This window comes from Clostridium sp. CTA-19 (assembly GCF_054767855.1).
In genome coordinates, this window is the sequence record NZ_BAAABH010000002.1 from 40067 (window position 1) to 64802 (window position 24736).

The 24736-nt window shown below is 25.5% G+C and carries 25 protein-coding genes and 1 riboswitch; of the genes, 21 read left to right on the plus strand and 4 right to left on the minus strand.

What is annotated here, in order from left to right:
• Positions 1-40 precede the first annotated feature (40 nt).
• The 14 genes from ACYUE0_RS01420 (at position 41) to ACYUE0_RS01485 (ending at position 16194) form a co-directional block, all read left to right on the plus strand.
• Positions 41-1795 (plus strand): B12-binding domain-containing radical SAM protein, encoded by a 1755-nt coding sequence (locus ACYUE0_RS01420; protein WP_460269225.1) that lies wholly within the window; start codon positions 41-43, stop codon positions 1793-1795.
• A 67-nt stretch (positions 1796-1862) separates the two neighbouring features.
• Positions 1863-3158 (plus strand): MFS transporter, encoded by a 1296-nt coding sequence (locus ACYUE0_RS01425; RefSeq protein ID WP_460269226.1) that lies wholly within the window; start codon positions 1863-1865, stop codon positions 3156-3158.
• A gap of 230 nt (positions 3159-3388) precedes the next feature.
• The gene (locus tag ACYUE0_RS01430) at positions 3389-3664 is read left to right on the plus strand and encodes a CD3324 family protein (RefSeq protein ID WP_199870085.1); all 276 of its coding nucleotides are present in this window, start codon (positions 3389-3391) and stop codon (positions 3662-3664) included.
• 278 nt (positions 3665-3942) lie between these two features.
• Positions 3943-5139 (plus strand): S8 family serine peptidase, encoded by a 1197-nt coding sequence (locus ACYUE0_RS01435; RefSeq protein ID WP_199870084.1) that lies wholly within the window; start codon positions 3943-3945, stop codon positions 5137-5139.
• A gap of 381 nt (positions 5140-5520) precedes the next feature.
• Positions 5521-5985, plus strand: a complete 465-nt coding sequence (locus tag ACYUE0_RS01440) for a GNAT family N-acetyltransferase (protein WP_061996255.1) — start codon at positions 5521-5523, stop codon at positions 5983-5985.
• A 114-nt stretch (positions 5986-6099) separates the two neighbouring features.
• The gene (locus ACYUE0_RS01445; protein WP_010297362.1) at positions 6100-6528 is read left to right on the plus strand and encodes an RDD family protein; all 429 of its coding nucleotides are present in this window, start codon (positions 6100-6102) and stop codon (positions 6526-6528) included.
• 162 nt (positions 6529-6690) lie between these two features.
• Entirely contained in the window at positions 6691-8682 is a 1992-nt protein-coding gene (locus ACYUE0_RS01450; protein WP_460269227.1) for a methyl-accepting chemotaxis protein, read from the plus strand.
• 210 nt (positions 8683-8892) lie between these two features.
• Positions 8893-9909 (plus strand): CPBP family intramembrane glutamic endopeptidase, encoded by a 1017-nt coding sequence (locus tag ACYUE0_RS01455; RefSeq protein WP_061996253.1) that lies wholly within the window; start codon positions 8893-8895, stop codon positions 9907-9909.
• Between the two features lie 370 nt (positions 9910-10279).
• The gene (locus ACYUE0_RS01460; protein ID WP_460269228.1) at positions 10280-11296 is read left to right on the plus strand and encodes a CPBP family intramembrane glutamic endopeptidase; all 1017 of its coding nucleotides are present in this window, start codon (positions 10280-10282) and stop codon (positions 11294-11296) included.
• Positions 11297-11431: 135 nt separating this feature from the next.
• Complete coding sequence (locus ACYUE0_RS01465; RefSeq protein WP_460269229.1) at positions 11432-11935, plus strand: hypothetical protein; 504 nt, start codon at positions 11432-11434, stop codon at positions 11933-11935.
• Between the two features lie 286 nt (positions 11936-12221).
• Positions 12222-13262, plus strand: a complete 1041-nt coding sequence (locus tag ACYUE0_RS01470; protein WP_460269230.1) for a serine hydrolase domain-containing protein — start codon at positions 12222-12224, stop codon at positions 13260-13262.
• A gap of 177 nt (positions 13263-13439) precedes the next feature.
• On the plus strand, positions 13440-14294 hold the full coding sequence (locus ACYUE0_RS01475; RefSeq protein ID WP_460269231.1) for an SHOCT domain-containing protein: 855 nt from the start codon (positions 13440-13442) through the stop codon (positions 14292-14294).
• An 83-nt stretch (positions 14295-14377) separates the two neighbouring features.
• A riboswitch (TPP riboswitch) is annotated at positions 14378-14476 on the plus strand.
• A 159-nt stretch (positions 14477-14635) separates the two neighbouring features.
• Positions 14636-15457: a bifunctional hydroxymethylpyrimidine kinase/phosphomethylpyrimidine kinase gene (thiD, locus tag ACYUE0_RS01480; protein WP_460269232.1), complete on the plus strand. Its 822-nt coding sequence runs from the start codon at positions 14636-14638 to the stop codon at positions 15455-15457.
• 83 nt (positions 15458-15540) lie between these two features.
• The gene (locus ACYUE0_RS01485; protein ID WP_460269233.1) at positions 15541-16194 is read left to right on the plus strand and encodes an HAD family hydrolase; all 654 of its coding nucleotides are present in this window, start codon (positions 15541-15543) and stop codon (positions 16192-16194) included.
• A gap of 171 nt (positions 16195-16365) precedes the next feature.
• Here the strand turns inward: ACYUE0_RS01485 and ACYUE0_RS01490 are convergent, their stop codons facing one another.
• From ACYUE0_RS01490 to ACYUE0_RS01500, 3 genes are all read right to left on the minus strand, one after another.
• Entirely contained in the window at positions 16366-16554 is a 189-nt protein-coding gene (locus tag ACYUE0_RS01490; RefSeq protein WP_460269234.1) for a hypothetical protein, read from the minus strand.
• 72 nt (positions 16555-16626) lie between these two features.
• On the minus strand, positions 16627-17499 hold the full coding sequence (locus tag ACYUE0_RS01495; protein ID WP_460269235.1) for a permease prefix domain 1-containing protein: 873 nt from the start codon (positions 17497-17499) through the stop codon (positions 16627-16629).
• 7 nt (positions 17500-17506) lie between these two features.
• Positions 17507-17839: a PadR family transcriptional regulator gene (locus ACYUE0_RS01500; RefSeq protein ID WP_460269236.1), complete on the minus strand. Its 333-nt coding sequence runs from the start codon at positions 17837-17839 to the stop codon at positions 17507-17509.
• A 217-nt stretch (positions 17840-18056) separates the two neighbouring features.
• Here ACYUE0_RS01500 and ACYUE0_RS01505 point away from each other — a divergent pair, with 217 nt between their 5' ends.
• Together ACYUE0_RS01505 and ACYUE0_RS01510 are read left to right on the plus strand one after the other, a co-directional pair.
• Positions 18057-18395 (plus strand): PadR family transcriptional regulator, encoded by a 339-nt coding sequence (locus ACYUE0_RS01505; RefSeq protein WP_460269237.1) that lies wholly within the window; start codon positions 18057-18059, stop codon positions 18393-18395.
• A 140-nt stretch (positions 18396-18535) separates the two neighbouring features.
• On the plus strand, positions 18536-19060 hold the full coding sequence (locus ACYUE0_RS01510; protein WP_460269238.1) for a DUF1048 domain-containing protein: 525 nt from the start codon (positions 18536-18538) through the stop codon (positions 19058-19060).
• A 104-nt stretch (positions 19061-19164) separates the two neighbouring features.
• Here the strand turns inward: ACYUE0_RS01510 and ACYUE0_RS01515 are convergent, their stop codons facing one another.
• Positions 19165-20088: a DUF5692 family protein gene (locus ACYUE0_RS01515; RefSeq protein ID WP_460269239.1), complete on the minus strand. Its 924-nt coding sequence runs from the start codon at positions 20086-20088 to the stop codon at positions 19165-19167.
• Positions 20089-20335: 247 nt separating this feature from the next.
• Here ACYUE0_RS01515 and ACYUE0_RS01520 point away from each other — a divergent pair, with 247 nt between their 5' ends.
• The 5 genes from ACYUE0_RS01520 (at position 20336) to ACYUE0_RS01540 (ending at position 24666) form a co-directional block, all read left to right on the plus strand.
• Entirely contained in the window at positions 20336-21121 is a 786-nt protein-coding gene (locus tag ACYUE0_RS01520) for a pseudouridine synthase (RefSeq protein ID WP_460269240.1), read from the plus strand.
• A 36-nt stretch (positions 21122-21157) separates the two neighbouring features.
• Positions 21158-21457 (plus strand): hypothetical protein, encoded by a 300-nt coding sequence (locus ACYUE0_RS01525; RefSeq protein WP_460269241.1) that lies wholly within the window; start codon positions 21158-21160, stop codon positions 21455-21457.
• Between the two features lie 194 nt (positions 21458-21651).
• The gene (locus tag ACYUE0_RS01530) at positions 21652-23016 is read left to right on the plus strand and encodes an MATE family efflux transporter (RefSeq protein ID WP_460269242.1); all 1365 of its coding nucleotides are present in this window, start codon (positions 21652-21654) and stop codon (positions 23014-23016) included.
• A gap of 322 nt (positions 23017-23338) precedes the next feature.
• Positions 23339-23554 carry a hypothetical protein gene (locus tag ACYUE0_RS01535; protein WP_460269243.1) on the plus strand — a complete coding sequence of 72 codons (216 nt, stop codon included), beginning with the start codon at positions 23339-23341 and terminating at the stop codon, positions 23552-23554.
• A gap of 161 nt (positions 23555-23715) precedes the next feature.
• Positions 23716-24666: a GNAT family N-acetyltransferase gene (locus ACYUE0_RS01540; RefSeq protein ID WP_460269244.1), complete on the plus strand. Its 951-nt coding sequence runs from the start codon at positions 23716-23718 to the stop codon at positions 24664-24666.
• Positions 24667-24736 lie beyond the last annotated feature (70 nt).

The following is a 24736-nucleotide window of genomic DNA, read 5'->3' on the forward strand; positions in this document are numbered from 1 at the left end:
TTAAATAATTGTATTTCTAATTAAATAAGTAGGTGAAAATATGGAAAATATTTTATTTGTAAATTCTATCCAAGGAACTGGTGGGGCAGATCAATTTTCATTAGGACAATTAAGTTTAGCAACTATATTAAAAAATGAGGGTTATAATGTTAATCTAATTGACTTTGATTATTTATACAATAAAAACAAATTAGTTGAGAAAGAAAACTCTATAGAAGAAATGGTAGATTATATATTAAATTTTAATCCAAATTTAGTGGGATTTTATACTATGTGTAATTCTTATCATATTTCTTTAGAAATAGCCAAACAATTAAAAGAAAAAAAGGAATCAATTAAAATAGTTTTTGGAGGTCCACATGCTTCGCTAACAGGTGTAGAATCTATGAAAAAATTTTCTTATATAGATGTAATAGCTGTTGGTGAAAGTGAAAAAACTATTGTGCCTATTGTAAAAGCTCTATTTTCCAATTCAAATTTTGAAAATATTGAAGGAGTAATATATAGAAAAGATAATGAAATTGTCCATAATAAACAAACTAATTTAATAAAAGATTTAGATTCATTACCTTTTTTAGATTTTTCCCTTATTCCAATAGAAGATATAAAAGTAATGCCATTAGATGTTGGAAGAGGCTGCCCTTTTGGTTGTACTTACTGTTCTACAAAAACCTTTTGGAAAAGATTTTTTAGATTAAAAAGTCCTAAGCGAATAGTTGAAGAAATTAAATATATAAACTTAAAATATGGAATAAAAGAATTTAGTTTTGTTCATGACTTATTTACCGCGAATAAAACTAAATTATCAGAATTTTGCGAATTAATTTTATTGGAAAAAATAAAAATAAACTGGAGTTGTAGTGCACGATTAGATACCCTAAATGAAGAACTGATAAAAAAAATGTATGAGTCTGGATGTAAATCTATTTATTTAGGTATAGAAACAGGGTCTCCAAGAATGCAAAAAATAATAAATAAAAATTTAAATTTATCCTGTCTAGAAGAAAAAATTAAAATATTAAAAAAGTACAAAATTAACATAACAACATCATTCATATATGGTTTTCCAGAAGAAACTTTAGATGATATTGATAAAACATTATCCGCTATTAATGAAGTAAGAAAATTGGAGGTGAAAAATGTTCAGTTACATCTACTTTCTATTTTACCTGGAACAGAGCTTTTTGAAAAATTAAAAGATAATTTAATGCTAGCATCAGCTTTTTCAGATATAACAGGTGTAAAAGAATTAGGAAAAGATTATAGAGAAATTATCACTGAAAATCCAATGATTTTCCCACAATATTTTGACTTTTACAGTGATATAAGAGAAAATTTAAAATATTTAGATAAATTTATAAATATTTATCATGTTATGTTATTTAAACATTTGCCTAAAACATATGAATTTATAATGAAATATTATAATGATTCTATCTTGAAATTATTTATTGAGTTTAAAGATATCAATGCAAATAGTTTGGAAAATTTGTATGATAATGGAAATTGGCCAATACAAAAATTTGTTGATAAGAACAAATTAATAATAAATTATATAAATAATTGTAATTTTGGCAAATATACAAATTTTATAAGGGAAATGGTTAAATTTGAAACTAATATAGTGGAATTTATGTATTTTGATGATAAAGAAGAAATTATACTAGATTATAATTTTGATGTATTTAATGCAAAAAAATCACAGTTATCAACATATGTTAAAGAACCTGAGCCAATAAAAATAATGTTTACTAGAGTAAAAGAAAAAAATATAAAAGTTAAAAAAATTTCGTAATATTAATTATTAAATTTTAAAAACATTTAATAATTAATATTGCTTTAAAATGGAGGGATTACTGCAAATGAATGTGAAATTATTTAAAAAGAAAGATTTCCTATTGCTTATGTTAGGTAAGCTTGTTTCATTAATTGGAAGCGAAATGCAAAGTTTTGCTCTATCCCTATATGTTCTAGCTATTACTGGTTCTGCAACTAAGTTTGCTTCAGTTGTTGCAATAACAGTTATACCTAAGATTATACTAGGACCAGTTGCAGGAGTTTTTGCTGATTGGTTTGATAGAAAGAAAATAATAGTATGTTTAGACTTTATAAATGGAATAATTATTGGTATATATGCTATTCTATTTTTTATAAATGGAGAACTTTCAATGCTAAGTATATATTTTTTAACTATAACACTTGCAACTATTGAATTATTATTTCAGCCTGCAATTTCAACAGTCATACCTAGCATTGTTCAAGAAGAAGAACTTGTGGCAGCAAATGGTGTAAATTCTACTATAATGAATATTGGTTTATTAATTTCTCCATGTATTGCAGGTATATTGTTCGGAATAAAAGGATTACAATTGGTACTGATAATAAATTCTGTAAGCTTTATATTATCAGCGATAAGTGAAATGTTTATAAATGTTCCAAAGACTAATAAAAAACCTGAAAAAATTAACTTTAAAGCCTTTAAAAAAGATTTTTCAGAAGGTCTTAAATTTATAAAAGAAAGAAGTATTATTAAAGCTGTAATAAAGTTAGGAATGATTTTAAATTTTGCCTTTGGTTCATTTGTATCAGTGGGGTTATTATATATTAGTAAAGAAATTTTAAAAGTATCTGACTCCCAATATGGGATGATGCAATCCCTTTTAGTTATAGGAATGTTTTTAGCACCAGTTGTTTGTACGTTTATGTGCAGAAAAATGACATTAGGAAAGATAATGTTTAAAGGGGTACTTATTTCTTCATTAATGGTATTTTTAATATCAATGTGTGCAACCAATATAGTAGTTAAATTCTTCTCAAGTAATTTAATTTTGTTTGGAATAATAACTATGTTATGTATATTGTTTATAACTATGATATCTGCAGTTAATATGGCATTAGCTATTTCTATTCAAAAACAAGTTCCTATAGAATATTTGGGAAGAGTATCCACAGTAATGAATTCATTATTAATGGCAATATCACCATTAGGAACAATGGTTTTTGGAATGCTCTATGATAAAATACCAGCTTATATGGCAGTCTTAGTCTGTGCTAGTATAATGTTTATAGCAATAATTGCTTTAAGAAAAAGTTTATATGCTGGAGATGCACAGGATGTTCAAATTTTATCAGAAAAGGAAACAATTTATGAAACTTAATTAATTATAAGGAACAAAATGAATACTATGTGGTATCATAAATATAACTAAATTGTATTTTAATAGGAGGATAGATTTATGAAATATACTGCTTTAAAGTTATTTTTCTTATCATAGCAGAGGTTGCTATGATAAAATAAGTTAACTTTTAAAAAATATTTTAAAAGTTTTATTTCACTATAGTAACCTTTTCCCTAACTTTTATATTATTTATAAAAAGGAGAAAAGTTATGGCTTATATTAAAGCAGGAGATGTATTACCAAGTGAAATAATAAAACTAATTCAAGAATATATAGATGGAGATTGTATTTATATCCCAAGAAAGTTTGAAAATGAAAAATCCTGGGGTGAAAAAAATGGTACGAGAAAATTTTTACAAACTAGAGATTCTGAAATCTACAATATGTATTTAAAAGGTGCTACTATTAATCAATTAGTGGACATATACTTTCTTTCGGATAAAAGCATAAGAAGAATAGTTCATAAAGAAAAGAATAAATTTTAACTTAAAATTATTATAAAAGGTTATATAAAGGCCAGTCCATAAGATAGCTCCTTAATATTAAGGAGCTATCTGGGGCTGGTTTTAAAGTTAGATAAAATTTAAAGTTTATATTTTTATTAAGTCTTATAAAAATAATATTTAAAACGTTACAAAAGGTTTAAATATTATTTAGTGTTGAAAATGGTTTTTCAACAATTTATTTAACAATGATTTAATATAATATATTTAAGGCATATTTATATGGCTAATTTTAATAAGATGTTAGGGTGTGAGAAAAGATGAAAAAATTTCTAACTGTTATAATAGCATTTATGTTAATGTTTACTTATGGATGCAGTAAATCTTCAAATTCTATACCTAAGCTCTCTTCACTGCCAAAGTATGAACAAAATATAAATTCACCATATCAAGTAGATGTGAGAGATAAAGATTTATCTGAATTGGATTTAACTAATGAGTTAAATAATTTAGAACATGCAGTCTTTAACACTTCTACAAAGTGGACTAAAAAGCTTCCAAATGAATATAATCCTAAAAAAGTATTAGAATATGGAAAAAATCCAGGATTAGGATTAAAAAGTATTCACAAAAAAGGAATTAATGGAGAAAATATAGGAATAGCTATAATTGATAAGAAACTTTTAAAAGATCATAATGAGTATAAAAATAATCTTCAAGATTACAAAGAAATTCATAATCTTGAAATGAATCTTAATATGGATGGAGCAGCAGTAGCTTCTATAGCTGTAGGAAAAAATATAGGGGTGGCACCAAAAGCAAATTTATACTATGTGGCAACTGATTGGGAAGATATAAGTTCACAATCTGATGGAGTTCAATACAATTTTATTTGGCTAGCTGAATCTATTGATTATATAATAGAAATTAATAAAAGTTTAGATTCAGATAAGAAAATTAGGGTTATATCAGCTTCAGTAGGAATAAGTGAAAATCAAAAAGGATATAAGGAGTTTATGGAAGCTGTTGACAGAGCAAAAGAAGCAAATATATTTGTAGTAACACCATATTTAAACAAGACCTATGGTTTTGGATATGATGGACTAGGAAGAGAAATTTTACAGAATCCAAATGAAACTTCATCCTATAATATAAATGAACAGTGCAGAAAAGCATTCTATGAAGAAAAAGGAGAACTTTACAATAATAAGGCTGAAAAGTTAAAATATAATGAAATATTATTGGTGCCAATGGATTCAAGAACAGTAGCAAGTGAGACTGGTAAAGATGACTATGTTTTTTATCCTTGTGGTGGATGGAACTGGTGTGCACCATATATTTCAGGATTATATGCTTTGGCATGTCAAGTTAACCCAGATATGACACCAGATTTATTTTGGAAAACAGCATTAGAAACTGGAGATAGTATAAAAATACAAAACGATGAAAATCAGTATGAATTAAAAAAGATTGTAAATCCAGAAAAACTTATGAATAAATTAAAAGAAAATAAGTAAAAGCTTTTTAAGTTAGATTGTAAGAAGAAGTATCTTACTTCTTCTTTTTTTGTGAAATTTAATAATGCAATAATCTAAAACAATTTAGGTATACAACTAATCTATTTTATATAAATTTGCAAAACAAATTATATTATTAGGTTAAAAAATGGATTAAAGTTTAATCTTAAAATATTAAACTGTTACCTTTTAGCTCTTAATTAATTGTAGTTGTACTTATTTTTTCTTAACTGATAACAAAAATTTAATGAATAAATTTAAGTCTGAATTTGCAGCTCTATAGGTAGTCTCAACTTTAGTTAATAACTGTTTTTAAGATTTAAATAGTCAAAGCTAAATGCTAAAATATGTATAAAGTTTTTATTTTAGGGAGGCTTTTTTATGAATATTGAATTTAGAAAACCAAATAAGTATGATGGAAAAGACATAGCTACATGGAGATATGAAGGTATTTATTCATTTTATGACAATGATAAAACAAAAGAAAAACAGCAATGGGCATTAAATATACATAATGAAAAAGATACATTTGTTATGTATAATGAAGAAAATAAATTAATAGGAAATTGTTGTTTCTATTTTGATGATGATAACGTAAAATTTAATTTTGGGGTACAAATGAGACCAGACTTAACTGGAAAAGGAATGGGTGATGAAGTATTAAAATTTATACTCAAATTTGCTAAGGAGAACTACAAATTCAATGAAATATATTTATTAGTTGCTAAATTTAATAAAAGAGCAATAAAACTATATAGTAATTTAGGATTTGAAATTTTAGAAGAATTTATATGGAATGTAAATGGAGAAGAAACAGAATTTATAGAAATGAAGAGATTTTTGTAAAAATAAGTAAGTGTAATAGATGTAGATTATTAAATTGTTTTCATAATATTTCCTTATTAAAACACCTTTTTTAGTGGAATACTATTTAAAAGTAAAAAAGAAAGGGTGTTAAATATGATTTCATCACCAGGAAGAAGATTTTTGGCTTATATTCTTGATATTTTAGTCAGTTTTATATTAGCACTTATAATAAGCCTTTTTATAGGATTGCCTAGTATATTTATAGCAGATACTGAAAATATAAATAGCTTTTTTAGTGGATTATATGCAGTTTATATAGGGGTATTAATATTATCTACAATAATAATACAATTTTACTTTTGGAGTAAAAGTACTTCAATGGGGAAAGCAATTTTGAAGATGAAAGTTTTAGATAAAAGAACTCATCAACCAGTGGGATTTTTGAAGATGGTTTTAAGAGAATTAATTGGAAAACAGGTATCAGGATTGTTTTTTGGTTTAGGCTATATATGGATATTTATTGATAGAGATAATCAAGCATGGCATGATAAAATATTTGACACTATAGTTGTTGATCAATAAAAGTATATGTTTTTTTAGACTACCTAATGTTAGGTAGTCTATTTTTATATAATAAATTGTAAACAATGTAAATATAATATTAGATAATATAAAATAAAATTTTAAAACAACGATAAATATAGATAACATAAAAAATATTTTAATATTTGGGAGGGGAGAATTGTGAGAAAAAAGAAAATACGTACATTAAAAACAGAATTAATTGTAATGGTTATTTTAACAAGTATTATTCCTATTTGTCTACTTGGATTAGGGTTAAATAAAGCTCAATATTCTGCATCAAAAACTGTTTTTATAAATGAAACTTATAAAAATATACTATCAGTTGAAAAAGAGATTGAAACATTAGTTTTAAAAAATACAGAATTTATAGAAATTTTATCACAGGATCCATATATAATAGATAGCTTTAAAGAAGATAGCTTTAAGGAAAAAACGTTAAAGGTATTTAAAAGTATAAAAGATAATAATGAAAATGTGTCTTCTGTATATATGGGGTCAATTAAAGGAGAAACATTATTATATCCTAAAAAGGAGCTATCAAATTATGATCCAAGAACAAGGCAATGGTATATAGATGCACAAAATTCAGAAAGCATAGCTATTACTCCACCTTATTTAGATGCGTTCACATCAACAAATATAATAACTATATCAAAAAAAATTACTAATGAAAAAGGAGAAATACAAGGTGCTTTAGCTATAGATATACAGCTTTCTAAGTTATCACAAATAGTTTCTAATTGTAAGATTGGTAATAATGGATTTTTAATTGTTGCATATAATGACGATAATATAATAGCTAGCAGCAAAGAAGAATTTTTGATGAAAAACTTATCTCAAGAGAGTTATGGTGAGAATTTAAAGTCTATAAAAGATGAATCTACAATGAATTTAAATGGAGAAAATTATACTGTAAAAAAATTAGAAAACAAAAACACAAATTATTCATTATATGGGTTTATATCAAATGATGATATATATAAACTAACTCTTTCAAATATTAAATTCACTATTATAATAACAATGTTAATATTTATAATAGCTATAATATTAACGGTTATCTTCTCTAGAAAGATAACTAAAGCATCTAAAATAATAGTAGATGTTTTATATAATTGTAAAAATGGGAATTTTAAAGAAAAAATTGATACATCTAAAATTGACAATAAAGAGTTTTTGGAGATTGCTAACGGAACCAATATGATGATAGAAGATATAGTTTTACTTTTAAATAATGCATTTAATACATCTAAAGAAGTTTATGATAAGTCTAATGAATTAACTAGCATATCACAGGAATCAGACAATATAAGTAGTAATATAGCTCAAGCTATGGGGGAAATATCAAAAGGAGCAATAGAACAATCATCATCATTAGAAAAAACTGTTAATTTATCTTTAGAATTAGGTGATAGAGTTAAAGCATCTGTTGAGTATTCTCAAGAAGTAATAACAAAGTCTAATAATACAATGGATTCTGTTAAAAAAGGTAAACAAGTAATATCACAACTTAAAGATATGCAAAATGATATTACAAAAAATATAGAATTGACAGTGGAACGTTCAAAAATATTACAAGATAATTCTCAAAAAATAAATATTATATTAGATACTATAAAATCTATAACAAGTAGAACTAATTTATTAGCATTAAATGCAAGTATAGAAGCAGCAAGAGCAGGGGAAAGTGGTAAAGGATTTGCAGTTGTAGCAGAAGAGATAAGAAAGCTTGCAGAACAATCATCACAATCAGCTTCTGAAATTGAAAGTATAATAAAATTGAATATTAATGATATAGATAAAGTCGTAAAGGATATTAATAATACCAATATAACTATAAATAAAGGAAATGAGAATGTGGAAAGTACATTTGAAGTGTTTACAAATATAAATATGGAAATATCAAATCTAAAAACATTGATAAATCAAGTAAATGATAATTTAAAACAAATAAATGTGGCTAAAAATGAATTTATTGAAAATATTCAATCTATATCAGCAGTTTCAGAAGAGTCTGCAGCAGCAACAGAAGAAGTATCAGCAGCTACTGATGAACAAAATATAAAAATGAAAACTCTACTTAATTATTCAGAGGAACTTAAAAATATATCTAAAAAGTTACATGAAATAATAGAAAAATTTGAAATATAAAGGTAATAACAAGTGGCTATATTAGAATGAAAAAACTTATTCTAAATATAGTCACTTTTCTACTTTAGATAATATAAACTTCATTAAATAGATAGCATAAATTCTATTTATTTAAAATATAGTTTAAAACGTTAATTGAATAAATTGTAATTTTATAAAACATTATGTAAAATAATTATATAATTTACAAAAATAAGGGGGCATAATTAAATGAACAATTACTTATCAAATGCAAAAAAAGAAGTTTCTATGGCTTTAATAATTAATTTTGGTATTACAGCTTTAATGGGGATTATATTAGTGGTAGCGTATAAAAAAATACCAACAATGAGTACTTATGATTTTGCAGTGGTTCAAATGCTGTATCCAGCCTTTGCTACAATCATTACAATTAAATATTTTAATAAAGGAAAAATTGATAAAGAATTAAATATATTTTTCAATGTATTTATTGCAACTACTATAGTTTCTATCATTTCATTACTAGTATGTACTTTTTTCTTTAATGATAATCCTAAAATTTTAAGCTGTATTATACAGGGTATTGTTACTATATCCAATATCATTTTTATCATGCTTATATTTTCCAATGAAAATAATTCCTTTAAAAGATTTAATTTGAAATTTACTAAAAATTTTAAAAAAGTTGTTATAATTTTATTAATTTTTATAAGTTTATTTATGATAACAACGTGTATAGCTCTAGTACATGATAATAGTACTACTTTTAAGTTTTCTACCTTAATTATACATCTAATTACTTTACCAGTTTTATTAGTTTTTAATTTATTTTTTGAATTTATTATGTTTTTTGGAGAAGAATTTGGATGGAGGGGATATCTTCAGCCAAGATTACAAAGTATTTTTGGAAAAAGATTAGGAGTTTTAATATTAGGAGCAATTTGGGGAATATGGCATTTGCCGCTTTGTTTTACATTATACAGTCCAGAAACACCAATATATTGCGTTATAGCACATATAGCCCATTGTATACTTTTAAGTATATTTTTAGGATATGCATATATGAAAACTGAAAATTTATGGGCACCAATATTAATTCATTTAATAAATAATAATTTTGCAGGAATTTTTAGTAGTGGAAATTACGAAGCAACTTTTGAATTAGAAACATTATTAGTAGGAATAGCAATTAATGTTATTATTTTTGTACCGTTCATATTTACTAAAGAATATAAGAAAGATATAGGGAAACAAGCTCAAATTTAAATTTATTCAATAACTTTAAAGTATTTTTATACAAAATATAGTGTTGAATTCCAAGTGATTCAGAGCATGTCTCACTATTTTAGGTATCCAAGTTTTGAAATGGATAATTTTAAAAGTAAAATTGGAATCCTATAATAATACCCAAATAAATATTTAATCATTTACATGTGTAGATATAAATACTTTTATCACACTAAAAATACACATGAAATCCTTATTATTAGTTGAGAAATATATTTAATTAGAAATTAAGATTTAGGAAAAAATTAAATAAACAATTTAAAAAATCAATTGAATTTATTGTAAAAAGGTGAAATTTTATGTAAAATAGTTATATAGTTGATACAATAAAATAAGGGAGCGTGATTCAATGAACAACTATTCATCAAATGTAAAAAAAGAGATTTCTATAGCTTTAGCAATCAATTTTGCTATTACAGCTTTAATTGGAATCATACTTTTTGTACTATATGAAAAAATACCTTCAGAAAGCATTCAGTATTTTGGTGCAGTTCAAATGCTGTATCCAGCCTTTGCTACAATTATTACTATAAAATATTTTAATAAAGAAAAGCTTAGCAAACCGGTAAATATATTTTTTAATATTTTTATAGCAACTACTATAATTTCTATTTGTGCTTTATTTATATGTACTTTTTTCTTTAGTAATAATCCTAAAGTTTTAAGTTTTACTATCCAAGGTATTATTGCCATAGCTAGTGTTGCTTCTTCTATTGTTATATTTTCTAACAAAAATAAAGATTTTGAAGGTTTAAATTTAGAAATTGGTAAAAATTTTAAAAAGGTTGTTATAGTTTTATTGATATTTGTTGGTCTGTTTATAATAAGGGCAGGTGTAAGTTTAATAGTGCAGCCGGATGATTCTTTTAAAGTTTCAACTTTAATTTTCACCTTAGTTTTTCTACCTTTAAGCTTATTTTTTAGTGTAGTTTTTTCTTTCATTATGTTTTTTGGAGAAGAATTTGGATGGAGAGGATATCTTCAACCAAGATTACAAAGTATTTTTGGAAAAAAACTAGGAGTTTTAATATTAGGGCCAATTTGGGGAATATGGCATTTACCACTTTGTTTTACATTATATAGCCCCAAAACACCGATACATTGTGTTATATTTCATATAGCCTATTGTATACTTCTAGGCATATTCTTAGGGTATGCATATATGAAAACTGAAAATTTATGGACTCCAATATTAATTCATTTAACAAATAATGCTGTAGCAGTTGCTCTTTCTGGTGGAAGTTATGAATCCAACTTTACATTGAAAACACTATTATTGGGAATAGCAATTAATGCTATTGTTTTTGTACCATTTATATTTACTAAAGAATATAAAGAAAATAATAATATAACGACAAACATGTAAATGTTTTAAAATTAAATTCTATAATATTTTGCAAAAAATAGCTCTAAAGATTTATTAAAATAAAATAAGTCTTTAGGGCTTTAAACTTTCATATATTATACAAATAAGTATTGTAAAAAGGGGAGTTTGATAATTATGAAAAATATAAAGAAAAATAAATTAACCACTATTTATGTATTAATTTTAATAATAATTCCATTAGTAGGAACCATAATTTATAAAAATACTAATTTCTATGTTGGTTCAGATAGGTACTTATTATGCAAGAATGCAGGTGAACGAAAAGTTAGGTTGCTTGAAGATTTAAATAATACATCAAATGGAATAAACTTTGATTTTAAGGACTTTACAGGTATCTGGGACTTTATAGAAGTGACTTCTAAAGAAGATGAGAGAATAACTATAGATGATAGTAGTAAAATTTATAAGGGCAAATGTTATACTGTAATTTTAGATTCTGATTACAATATAATAGCTAAAAATAATGAGTTAGATAAGAAATCCACTATAGAATTTGATGCTATAAAAAATAAAAAGTACTTTGTTAGAATAGTTGGGAAAAATGCCAATGGGGTTCTCGATGTGAAAATAAATGGTAATGATAATGTAAATATATCACATAGAGGTTTTTTTGATTAAAGTTTCATTCTAAAATGTAAATATTTTCAATCATTGTATAGCATTTTAGCACCACTTTCATAATTTTTATCTAATATTAGATTTATAAATTTTTAAGTTTCTATTATATAAGTATATTAAAGAATCAATTGTTAGCTTGTATGTTGTTAGGAAAAAATAAAGAAAATAAAAAAATTATAGTAAAATAAATAGTCTTGAATATTTTAGGCGAAGATGAAATTAATGTTATAATTATAATATAGGATTTCAATTGTAAAATTAAAATATAGAGGATGGGGAATTTATGATGAATAAAGAAAATTTAAATAAAATCAAGACAGATATTGATAATTATTTTAACAATCTATCAGAAGATGATAAGTTTAGTGGAGAGATATTAGTTTCAATTAAAGGAGAAAAAATAATTAGTAAAGCATTTGGTATGGCAAATTATGAGTTAGATGTACCTAATACGACTAGAACAAAATTTCGTATTGGATCAGTAACAAAACAATTTACAGCTGCAGCAATACTACAATTATATGATAAAGGATTATTAGATATAAATGATACTTTAGATAGGTATGTTCCCAACTATCCTAAAGGAAATAAAGTAACTATTCACCATTTATTAACTCATACATCAGGGATATTTAATCATACTAGTATTAAAGGGTTTGTAGAAAGCATTATGAAAAATCCTCATAATGCTGAGAGTCTTATTGAAGAATTCAAAGACTGTCCTTATGATTTTGAGCCAGGAACTAAACATCTATACTCAAACTCAGGGTTTATTCTATTAGGATACATAATAGAAAAGATTTCTAAAAAAAGTTATAAAGAATATTTACAAGAAAATATTTTTGACAAACTTTTAATGAATGATTCTGGTTATGATGATCATATTGAAGTCATTAAAAACAGAGCAAGTGGTTATGCTCTAAAAGAAGATGAAAAAACTCTTTTAAATTGTGATTTTATAGATATGACTATACCATATGCTTCAGGCTCATTATATTCTACTGTAGAAGATTTATATCTTTGGAACAACGGACTATTAGAAGGCAAAGTTATTAGTAAAGACTCGTTAAATAAAATGTCTAGTAAGTATGCTGATGCTGGAAAAGAAGGATACTATGGGTATGGACTATTTATAGATGAAATAGAACTTGGGGGGAAAGTTAGGAAAAAAGTATATCATGGTGGAGGTATACCGGGATTTTTTTCAGAGAATGATATTTTCCCAGATGATGATATACAAGTAATTATGCTAACTAATATAGCCACAATGAAATTTGCGCCTAAAATAGATGCAGTGGAATCAATTATTTTTAAATATATACAATAATAAGCTTACGTTATCCAAATACCATGAAAATTCATGGTATTTTTTAGTGTATTTATTGTTATATAGGATTTAATCATGAAGTAATATTGAAAAAGTAAATATAACATTGTAATTTTATCGTCGTTTTATTCATATATATAATTTAATACATATTTAATAAAAATAGGGGGATTTAAAATGAGTAAATTAGATACTGAACCAACTCCACCGGATTATATGGGCGTTGCACCTGGCTGTCTGGGGTTTATTATTGGGGGTATATTCTCCTTACTAATTTTGTTCGTGGATTCCATACAAGAGAAATTTTATAACTTCTTTTGTTATGATTTAGGGCTAAGCGATGGATCATGGAAAATTATAGTTATAATCTTAATCATAATTCCTCCAATTATAATTCCTACAATTTGCTTATTAATAAACTTTACATTAAATAAGACTATATATAAAACTAAATTTGAAAATAGACTAAAAGAGTATAACATCAAACTAGAAAAATATAATTTAGAAAAAGTATTAAATGAGCAAATAATAAAAAACGGTGTACCTGAAACAGCAAAGATAGTTATTTGTAACAGATTTTCCTTGATAAAAATGATTAATAACACTGAATTATATGTATGGATTAAAGATGATAAATTATGTTTTGCTAATAAATATCATTCTATAATAATAAAATTATTAGAAATTCATAGAGATGATATTTTACATTTTTTAAAACAGGATAGAGGAATTCATAATAAAATAATAACATCAAAGGATTCTCAATCTAAAAAAGAGGATATTACACTGGAATTTATTAATAATAATAAATATGAGCAGTTGTTTTTTCATATATCAGCCTATGATACACTAAAAGATTTAATTCCTGAAAAAGAAATACAATTTGTTAATGATAAAAATAATTCTCAGTTAATAGATAATTGCACCACAGTATATGAAAAACTTAGAGAATTGTCTAGATTAAAAGAAGAAGGAATTTTAACAGACGAAGAATTTACTGAAAAGAAAAAAAAGTTGTTAAGTGAAGTTTAAATTTATTTGATAGAATACTTTAATTTTGTTTAACTATACTTTAAACTCATAATATGGTAAAATTTATTTGATGAATTAAATAGTTATTTTTGCGGGGGGACTACTTGTAGTTGAGAAGGTAAAACCTGACCCTTTGAACCTGACAGTTAACACTGGCGTAGGGAAGCAGCTTGTTTAAGTCTATTGAATTTGATAGAGTGCTTCTCAGTGTGAGAGCGCTCTTTTTTGAATTTAAAATAATTTAAAAGGTGGTACTCTCTATATTAATAGTTATTTTATCAGCCTTGTTAGTTTTTTATTTTTATAATAAAAAACTAACAAAAATAAAGGGAGGAAATTTTATGAAAAATGTACTTAGTATTGCAGGATCTGATTGCAGTGGAGGTGCTGGAGTACAGGCAGATTTGAAAACATTTTCAGCTCATGGAGTATTTGGAATGAGTGTTATTGTATCTGTTGTAGCTGAAAACACAAGTCGTGTAATAGATATACAAGATATTACACCAGAAGTAATTGAAAAACAGATAGATGCTGTGTTTGAAGATATTCAAGTAAGTTCTGTAAAAGTTGGCATGTTATCAACTCCACCTTGTATGAAAGCTGTTGCTAAAAAACTTTTACAGTATAAGCCACAAAATGTTGTTATTGACCCTGTAATGTATGCAAAAAATGGTTGTCAACTAATGGATACTAATATAGTAGATGAATTAATAAAAATAATTATTCCATTTGCTGATGTACTTACTCCAAACATACCAGAAGCAGAAAAAATATCTAATATGAAGATTAGTACTGTTAAAGATATGGAGATATCAGCAAAAAAAATATATAAAATGGGCTGCAAAAACGTAATCATAAAAGGTGGTTATGGCAGTGGTAATGCACTAGACATATTATATGATGGAAATAAGTTTTATCATTTTGATAATCCTCGTATAAATACAAAAAATACACATGGTACAGGTTGCACTTTTTCTTCGGCTATTGCTGCTAACCTTGCACTTGGATTGAATATTCAAGAATCAGTAAGTGAAGCAAAAAAATATGTTACTACAGCAATAGAGCATTCCTTAGATATTGGAAAAGGAAATGGTCCTACACATCATTTTTATGATTTATACAAAAATGGTCTGAAAATAATAAAAACTAAGCAACTTAAATAGCTTAATAAAATTTATAGTTAAGTTATATTAGTTTTAATTTAAAAAAATAGATGATGGTGTTTAGTTATGAAAGGAGTCTAAAAATGGATTTTAAAGCAGCTATTTTTGATTTAGATGGAACAGTATTAAACTCTATGGACGTGTGGGAAAAGATAGATATAGATTTTTTAGCGAAGCGAAATCTGAATGTTCCAGATGGATATATAAATGAAATTTGTTCTCGTAGTTTTTTAGAAGCTGCAAATTATACAATAAACTTATTTAATTTAAATGAGAAGGCTGATGATATTATTAATGAATGGAATGATATGGCTATACATGAATACAGCAATAATGTTAAATTAAAGCCTTATGCAAAGGAATATATTATATACTTAAAAGAAATTGGAATTAAACTATCAGTTGCGACAGGATTACCAACAGCACTTTTTGAACCTGCATTAAAAAATAATGGCATATATGACTTATTTGATGCTATTTGCTCAACGGATGAAGTTGAACGCGGCAAAGAATATCCAGATATCTTTCTTCTATGTGCAAAGCGTATGAAAGTGAATCCAAGGGATTGTATAGTTTTTGAAGATGTATTACCTGCTATTATAAGTTCTAAAAGGGCAGGTATGAAAGTTTTTGGTGTTCATGATAAGTATTCAGAAATGTATAAAATTGATATTAAAAAAATTGCAAACGGTTATTTGTATAATTTTAAAAATGCACCTCATCCTAAAAATAAATAGTGCTGTTTTTATATGTGATTATAGCAAGTGGATTGTGAAAATGTGTTAGTAATCAATTTTATCTATAGAATCATGTTAGCATGTTACTAAAAAAGAAATGAAATAAAGTTCAAAATTAAAAAAAATTTAGTAAACAGGTATGATAAGTTAAATATTATCATACCTGTTATTTCATAAATTTGTTTTATTTCTAGAATTTTTTATAGTGTATGTTACAAAATCAACTAAGCCAATACCACAAGATATTGCTAATGCTTTAGTAAAATTAATTTCTAACCATTTTATAAAATAACCGATAATACAAAGAAATAAAAAAACAAAAATAAATTTAATAATAATTTCTTTAATTGAACTACTCATATAATAAATCCCCTGTAATTTATTATATCACTCCTCTAACTTCCAGCTATCTTTGTAACAGCCCCAAGTATATTATTTTTTTATTTCGAACATCCAAGATACTAATAATAATTGAATTGGTATTAAAAATAAAAGTATCATCCAAGAGTATTTAAAACTTATTAATATACCAAGTACGATAAATAATGCAATAGCAAAAGTCCATAGTGCAGCACTTAATATACCAAATTTTGCAGCTCTTGTAGGATTTATATTCTCACTACTATAATATTGTGAATAATATTGAGCTTCTTTTTCAACCCAGGGCTTACTACGTTTTTTTTCAGTTAATATTAAAAATGTAAGAACAATAAGTGCTGGAATAATAAATGTTATTAAAACACTTAGCACTGTAGTTAACTTTAATTTCATTATAAAAAACATTGCTGAAATTATAAGGCCAAAGATTATAATACTAGTAGTAACACCATAAAATAAAGCTCTTTTATATGACATAGGCATATTTCGAGTAGTCTCTTGTGTTAACCCAAGAAATGTAAGCATTCCGCAAGGAATTGAAACAAATATAGAAAGGGTTCCAAGGCTAATAAATAGTTCAGTAGTAGTAGTATAATTAATAAATGCTATTATAAAACCTAGTAAAAGTATTCCCAAACAAATAGAATATCCTGCAGCATGTTTTTTAGTAAGTGGAACTTTTGAGCCAATATACATTTGACTTATAGCTTCATTCCTTTTTTGCTTTCCTAATTGATCGGCTATTTCAGTAATATCACCTAGCTCTAGTGTGGCTTTTTCAAAAGACTCATCTTCTGAAAATCCTTTATCTTGAAAATCCTTTACACGTTCCTTTAAATTTACTATAATTTCTTCTTTAAAATCATTAATCTCTTGAGTTTCTTCATATTCATAAAATAATCTATCAACATAAATTTTTTCTTTCATTATTTTTTTATTCCTCCAATAATTGATTTAATATGTATTTTGTTTTTTCCCAATCTCTTTTACTTTGTCTATAGAGTTCTTTGCCAGTTTCTGTAATAGTATAGTATTTTCGTCTACCACCTTGTGTTTCATCACCCCAATAGGATGATATGTATCCATTTTTCTCTAGACGCTTATAGCTTGAATAAAGTGTTGCCTCTTTTAATTCAAATTGATCGTTAGTCTTTTCTAAAATAGTTTTATGAATTTCATATCCATAGCTATCACATTTAAGTAATATGCTCAAAACAATTGTATCAGTATGACCTCGCAAAAGATCAGATGTAGCCTTTAAATCCAATTTGTAAACCTCCTTAATTAAATTTAAGTATAGTATAGTGCATATTACTATGATGGTCAAGGTAATGTGATTAAAAAAATAAAAAATAATTATTTTAATAATTATTAAAATAAATAAAATTCTTAGTAGACTATAAGAAAAACTTTACAATACTACTATCATGTAATACAATATAGTAGTAACTTGCAATACAATATAGCTAATGGAGGTTTGAATTTTGGGAGAAAAATCACAATTTTTTAAAGGGCTTTTAGAAGGATGCATTCTTAAAATTATAAACGATGGTGAAGTTTATGGTTATGAAATAGCAGAGAAGTTAAAAGACTATGGAATTGAGGAGGTGAGTGAGGGGACCATATATCCATTACTTTTAAGATTAGAGAAAAATGGATTTGTAAATTCGGTGAAAAAAAAATCAATTTTAGGACCTAAGAGAAAATATTATAGTTTATCTTCTTTAGGAAAAAATGAGCTAAACAATTTCTATGAAAATTGGAAAGAACTTAGAAATAGTATCAATAACATATTCGAGAATTATGAGAAGGGGAATGTATAGATATAATAGACAAAGTTTATAAATCAAGTGAAAATTTAACAAAAGAAAATGATAAAATATTTACAGATATAATTTGCTATTTAAGAGTAAGTAATCTAAGTGAATGTGAACAAGATGAAATTAGTAATGATATATTAGGAATGTTTTTAGATTGGCAAGGACAAGGAAAGTCTATAGACTACATAATTGGAAGTGATTATAAAAAATTTACAGATGATATAATCTCAGCTGTAAATCCTAAAAAATCTATTTTGGAAAAGTTAAAAGAGTACTTAACTATAATAATAGAGGGATTTTGTATAATGTGTACTATAGATTTTATTTTTTTATATTTACCTAAATTAGTAAAGGGAAATTTACATTTAAACTATAATTACACATTAGATCTATTAGTTAAAACCGCTCTGATTATTTTAGTATCCTGTGTAGCAATAAACTATATAGGAAAAAATAGTTTTACTCTCTCTAAAAAGAAATTTTCTAAATTCTCTAATTTTATATTTGGATGTAGTATAAGCGTATTAATTATTATTTTGATACTCTTATCAAAGATATTAAATAATATAACAATTATATCTATAAATATATTCTACATAATAGCAATGATTATAATTTATTGGGGTTATAAAGGAATAAAAAAATTTAAAACTATAAATATGAAATAGAATAAAATTTATGTTTAAAGTTATTTAAATTATATAATTAAAATAAAAGAGTGCCACTTAAAATATTTCTCAATTTTTAGGGCACTCTTAAAATTATAATAACATTACTCAGATAATGCTTTAATTTCTTTATAACTATTAAGATCAGTATAAAGTTCTCCTTTAATAGGATTACGTTTTGTTTTAACTATTTTATAAACATAGTATATAAATACTGCTATATTTGCTATTAGTGCTATTAAGCTTACAATAAATAATGCAGTTGAATTATGTGATGATCTAACTGCAAACTGTGATTCATCAATAAAGCCCGGACAGGTCATTGCAAACATACACCATAATGCAAGTGTTTGTGCACGATGTTGTAACCAAGCACCTTTTTTTATAAAGAAAGCAGCAAAGGTAGGAGCTAATAATAGTGCTAAACCGCAATACCATGAATGATCAGGTAAACAATTATAAGTATATGCAAAATTCCAAATATCATATGCTACAATCCAAAACCATAGCATATCAGGCCATAACATATCTTTACTTTTATCTTTACTAATACATATTCCAAACCAGCCTGTAATAGTAATAATATTTAATATTCCAGCAACTCCATTCATAATATTCCAAGGTCCACTTAAAGTCATCATTCCTTCGAATATTTCTTTATTAAGGTGTAATCCATAGATTTGAAAATCACGAGCTACTGCTTCACAAATATTAATAGCTAAAATAAGTGGTGGAAAGCATAAAACCCATTTTTTAGTACTTACATCTTTAACATGACGAATAATCCAAAAACCAATACATCCTGCAAGTGCAGAATATACCTTAGCGTAATGGAACCAGTCGTTTACACTTGTACCTTCAGTAGTTTTTGGCCATATAGCAAAAGTAAGAATTATTGGTAATACAACAAAAAGAAAAATTCCACCATATTTAGATCTACGACCTAATTCATTTAGTCCAATTAACACCAAAAATACTACTAACCACATGAGCCAACTTGTAAAAGGTAATGATTCATAAAAAAACATAAATACACCCCCTAATTATAAATTTTTAGAATCCACTTAATTATTAAGAAAATTATATTGTTCATATAATTAAAGATATGTATTGAAATTTGTAAAAATGCATATATACTGTATAGGCATTATAAATACTTATTTTTAGAAAGAAAGTTTAAATTTAGATATCTTTACTGAGAAATAAAAGTGGTGTATATTAAAATAGTTGATTTACACTTAAAACTATTTTACAAAGGATAAGAAAAGGAGAAACATGAGATTAGATAAATTTTTAGCAGAATCATCAATTGGAAGTAGAAAAAATGTTCGTATTTATATTAAAGAAGGTTCTGTAAAAGTAAATGGACAAGTTATAACAGAACCAGCAATAGATATTAATGAAAATGTGGATGTTATTGAGTATTTTGATAAATTAGTTGTTCACCCTGGAAAGGTGTATTACATGTTTCATAAACCAGCAGGATGTATTACTGCAAGAAAAGACGAAGTTAATAAAACAGTCATTGATTATTTTGATAAAGTTGACATGAATGGAGTATTCCATGTTGGAAGATTAGATAAGGATACAGAGGGATTATTGCTATTTACTAATGATGGTGATTTTGAACATCATTTAATGTGTCCACAAAAACATGTTGAAAAGAAGTACTTTTTTATAGCATTAGGTTCACTAATAGAAGATGATGTTAATAAATTAGAAAAGGGACTTTCTATAGGTAAAGATGAACCATTAACTAAGCCTGCAAAAATACATATAATTAGAAATGGAACTTATAAAGAATTTGAAAAGGAAATGGACATTAAAAAATTTTATAACATAGATTCAAATCGCTATAATCAACCAGTTGTATCTGGATATCTTATAATTTCTGAAGGGCGTAAACATCAAGTAAAGCGAATGCTAAAAGCAGTTGGATGTTATGTAATCTACCTAAAGAGGGTTTCAATTGGAGGGTTAACTTTAGATGAAACTCTAAAAAAAGGACAATATAGAGCTCTTGTAGAAGAAGAAATTCAAATGTTATTAAAAGATTTATAAATTGAAACTATTATAGATTTGAAAGGGTATGGTTTTATGAATAATGAATTTTTATATAATTTACAAGAAGATATTTTAGAAAAAAAAGGATATTACAAATTATATTTATTTTTCTATATACCAGTTTTTATAATTACTATTGAAAATATTAAATTGTATCTGTATATATTTAGAATTATTTTGTCTGGGTTAGCTTTAGTGTTTTTAACTTTAATTTATTTAAAATATAAGATGTCTAGAAATGAACATGACAATAAAGTAATTATTGGAAATATAATTTTATTTTTTGCGTTGATTCTTATATGTATATATCAAGTTGTAAAATACTTACTTTGAGTATCTACTCTTTTTATGAAATTGATTATTTTGTAAAATAATGTTATAGTTTTTAAATAGTATTAGGAAAAATTATTTAATTTAAGTATATTTTATATAATTTTTAATTTATTGTTTATATAGCTGAAAAATAGTGTATATGATTAGATTAGAATAATAAACAAGCGGTTGTTTGAGAGTGGGTGACAGATTATATGGAATCAAATGCAGTATTAATGACAAACGGATCAATAGGTAAAAAAATTATTAGGTTTGCATTGCCAATCTTTTGGGGAAACTTATTTCAGCAGTTATACAATATAGTTGATTCATTAGTAATTGGTAATTTTGTAGGAAGAGATGCATTAGCAGCAGTAAGTTCTACTGGTTCACTTATATTTTTACTAGTTGGGTTATTTGGTGGAATTTTTATGGGTGCAGGTGTTGTTATTTCAAAATACTTTGGTGCAAATGAAAAAGAAAATGTACAAACAGCAATTCATACATCTATTGCCTTTGGAATTATATCAGGAATTATATTAACTTTAGTAGGAACATTATTTTCACCTCAAATATTAAGGCTTATGGGAACCCCGGAGTCAGTGTTTCCTAATGCTGTTTTATATGTGAGAATTTATTTTGGTGGAATTTTAACAGTTGTTATGTATAACACTGCAAGTGGTATTTTTCAAGCAGTAGGTGATAGCAAACATCCACTGTACTATCTTATTGTTTCATCAATTGTAAATGTTGTATTAGATTTATTATTTGTTGCAGTTTTTAAAATGGGAATTGGTGGTGCTGCAATAGCAACTGTTATTTCTCAAGCAGTAAGTGTTGTACTAGCATTTTATCATCTTGTTCGTACAAAAGATATTTATAAAGTAACCTTTAATAAAATACGTTTAAACTTAGATATGCTTAAACAAATTCTTCACATGGGAATACCAGCAGGTATACAAAATTCTGTTATTGCTCTTGCAAATATTGTTGTGCAATCAAATATAAATTTTTTTGGTGCCGTGGCAGTAGCAGGTTGTGGTGCATATTCTAAAATTGAAGGGTTTGTATTTATTCCAATTACTAGCTTTGCTTTTTCTATGACAACATTTGTTAGTCAAAACCTTGGTGCAAAAAAATATGAACGTGCTAAGAAAGGAACATATTTTGGAATAGTTGTTTCAATTATTCTTGCAGAAGTCATTGGTATAATTTTCTTTTTAACAGCACCAAAACTTGTTGCACTTTTTAATAGTGAACCAGAAGTTATTCAATATGGTACGGCTCAAGCAAGGACAATTTCGTTATTTTTCTTTCTTCTTGCATTTTCTCATTGTGTAGCAGGAATTTTAAGGGGTGCAGGAAAAGCCATTGTTCCAATGCTTGTAATGTTGTGTTGTTGGTGTATTATAAGAGTAATTTATGTAACAGTAGCTACACATTTTATACCTGAAATAAGAATGATATTTTGGGCATATCCATTGACCTGGTTTTTAAGTTCTGTAATTTTTTTAATTTACTATCTAAAATTTAATTGGTTACATGGGTTTGAAAAGAAGTGTGAAAAAACAAGTTGTTAATACTATAGGATATTAATCATAGGCGTAAAATTAAGCCTAAAAGTTGGCAATACAGGTCTTCGTCCTTTATGGATGGAGACCTTTTTTATTATAAAAAATTAGACAAATTAAGTAAAGAAATAAGAAAGTTTAGTAGGTAAATTTCTTGAGGTAGAGAAATATATAAGGAGATGCTTTAAATTATAATTGATAGAATTGATAAATTAAGTAAATATCAGTTATTTTATAATTTACTAAAATAGCATAATTATCTTCTATAGCTGATAATTATGCGTAGATTAAAATATGAGTAATTTTCATTTGAAATGTTAGGAGGAGTTAAATGAAGTTAAGTATTCAAAAAATTATTATATTATTAATTAATTGTATTTTAGGCATTACAATTATGCTGGGTCCAAGTATAATTACAGGTCATTTTTATAATGTTAGTTACTTATTAGGCGGTTTATTAATTAGTGATTTTATTATGAGAACAGTATCATTTATTATTGGAATATTGGTTATTTATGATTCTATAAAAAGATTTACAACCAAGTAATTAAATATAAAAGTTATGTATGGAAGTATTTTTAAAAGATACTTCTATTTTTATCTTATTAAAATAGGTTAAATATGAAAAACAGCATTATTTTAAATATGTAAATTATTGTATTTAAGTATATTAAAATGTATTATATTATATAAAAGGAGAGGTTTTGAATGAGTAAAGAGTTAAGATTAGAGCCTATATTAATTAGTGATGCATTAGAAATAAAAGATATTATGATTAAGATTGTTGAGGATGAGTCTTTAAGATGGTTTAAAAATGGTGGTAAGCCATATGTACCAGGATACAATTCCATAGATATGCAAAAATATCATACATGGGATAATAATTATTATAAAATCATATATGAAAACAATATTGCTGGTGTAGTTCTTATATATACAACAGGGAAAGAGCATGGAAGAATAGATAGGTTTTATATACTACCTGAATATCAAAATTTAGGAATAGGATCTAAGGTTCTTAAACTAGTAGAAAATTTATTTCAAGATGTTAGCATATGGACATTAGATACTATTCAACAAAGTCAAAGAAATCATCATTTTTACGAAAAAAATGGATATGAATTAGTAGGACAAGACTCAGAAGAAAGATATTACTGCAAGATAAATAATAATATTAATGATAAGATAAATAATAATATTAATGATAAGATAGAAAACAAGGTAGAAAGTAAAGATTTTAGCAACAGCAATTTACGTAGCTGTGATATAAGTGATGTTGATTTATATAGCTGTAATATGAGTAATTCTAAATTTTCCAATATGGAATTATGTAAAAATACATATGCAAATTCAAACTTAAATAATAGTAGATTTACTAATGATAATATGAGTAACTCAGTATTTGGCGATTCAAATATGAATAAAGTAGAAATATGTCATGTATCATTAACAGATGCATATATACATGATGTCAATTTAGATGTAGATAAAGAAAATTGTAGTATTACTATAAAAAGATGCAATTTAAATCATAGTAGGATAATAGATTCTAATCTTCAAAATTTAAATATTGAAAATTGTAATATAGATGGTATATATATTAACGGCATAAACGTAGAGGAAATGATTGAAGTTTATAAAAAGTATAAAATAAAGTGATTTTATAAGCTTTATTTATTTTATCAAAAAGGATATAATAAACGATTTTTATCTTAAAGCAGATTTAAAT

What these genes read in the sequence shown, in the direction of transcription:
- ACYUE0_RS01420 (WP_460269225.1), top strand. Translation starts at nt 41, where the DNA reads ATGGAAAATATTTTATTTGTAAATTCTATCCAAGGAACTGGTGGGGCA.
- ACYUE0_RS01425 (WP_460269226.1), top strand. Translation starts at nt 1,863, where the DNA reads ATGAATGTGAAATTATTTAAAAAGAAAGATTTCCTATTGCTTATGTTA.
- ACYUE0_RS01430 (WP_199870085.1), top strand. Translation starts at nt 3,389, where the DNA reads ATGGCTTATATTAAAGCAGGAGATGTATTACCAAGTGAAATAATAAAA.
- ACYUE0_RS01435 (WP_199870084.1), top strand. Translation starts at nt 3,943, where the DNA reads ATGAAAAAATTTCTAACTGTTATAATAGCATTTATGTTAATGTTTACT.
- ACYUE0_RS01440 (WP_061996255.1), top strand. Translation starts at nt 5,521, where the DNA reads ATGAATATTGAATTTAGAAAACCAAATAAGTATGATGGAAAAGACATA.
- ACYUE0_RS01445 (WP_010297362.1), top strand. Translation starts at nt 6,100, where the DNA reads ATGATTTCATCACCAGGAAGAAGATTTTTGGCTTATATTCTTGATATT.
- ACYUE0_RS01455 (WP_061996253.1), top strand. Translation starts at nt 8,893, where the DNA reads ATGAACAATTACTTATCAAATGCAAAAAAAGAAGTTTCTATGGCTTTA.
- ACYUE0_RS01460 (WP_460269228.1), top strand. Translation starts at nt 10,280, where the DNA reads ATGAACAACTATTCATCAAATGTAAAAAAAGAGATTTCTATAGCTTTA.
- ACYUE0_RS01465 (WP_460269229.1), top strand. Translation starts at nt 11,432, where the DNA reads ATGAAAAATATAAAGAAAAATAAATTAACCACTATTTATGTATTAATT.
- ACYUE0_RS01470 (WP_460269230.1), top strand. Translation starts at nt 12,222, where the DNA reads ATGAATAAAGAAAATTTAAATAAAATCAAGACAGATATTGATAATTAT.
- ACYUE0_RS01475 (WP_460269231.1), top strand. Translation starts at nt 13,440, where the DNA reads ATGAGTAAATTAGATACTGAACCAACTCCACCGGATTATATGGGCGTT.
- thiD (WP_460269232.1), top strand. Translation starts at nt 14,636, where the DNA reads ATGAAAAATGTACTTAGTATTGCAGGATCTGATTGCAGTGGAGGTGCT.
- ACYUE0_RS01485 (WP_460269233.1), top strand. Translation starts at nt 15,541, where the DNA reads ATGGATTTTAAAGCAGCTATTTTTGATTTAGATGGAACAGTATTAAAC.
- ACYUE0_RS01490 (WP_460269234.1), bottom strand. Translation starts at nt 16,554, where the DNA reads ATGAGTAGTTCAATTAAAGAAATTATTATTAAATTTATTTTTGTTTTT.
- ACYUE0_RS01495 (WP_460269235.1), bottom strand. Translation starts at nt 17,499, where the DNA reads ATGAAAGAAAAAATTTATGTTGATAGATTATTTTATGAATATGAAGAA.
- ACYUE0_RS01510 (WP_460269238.1), top strand. Translation starts at nt 18,536, where the DNA reads ATGTTTTTAGATTGGCAAGGACAAGGAAAGTCTATAGACTACATAATT.
- ACYUE0_RS01515 (WP_460269239.1), bottom strand. Translation starts at nt 20,088, where the DNA reads ATGTTTTTTTATGAATCATTACCTTTTACAAGTTGGCTCATGTGGTTA.
- ACYUE0_RS01520 (WP_460269240.1), top strand. Translation starts at nt 20,336, where the DNA reads ATGAGATTAGATAAATTTTTAGCAGAATCATCAATTGGAAGTAGAAAA.
- ACYUE0_RS01525 (WP_460269241.1), top strand. Translation starts at nt 21,158, where the DNA reads ATGAATAATGAATTTTTATATAATTTACAAGAAGATATTTTAGAAAAA.
- ACYUE0_RS01530 (WP_460269242.1), top strand. Translation starts at nt 21,652, where the DNA reads ATGGAATCAAATGCAGTATTAATGACAAACGGATCAATAGGTAAAAAA.
- ACYUE0_RS01535 (WP_460269243.1), top strand. Translation starts at nt 23,339, where the DNA reads ATGAAGTTAAGTATTCAAAAAATTATTATATTATTAATTAATTGTATT.
- ACYUE0_RS01540 (WP_460269244.1), top strand. Translation starts at nt 23,716, where the DNA reads ATGAGTAAAGAGTTAAGATTAGAGCCTATATTAATTAGTGATGCATTA.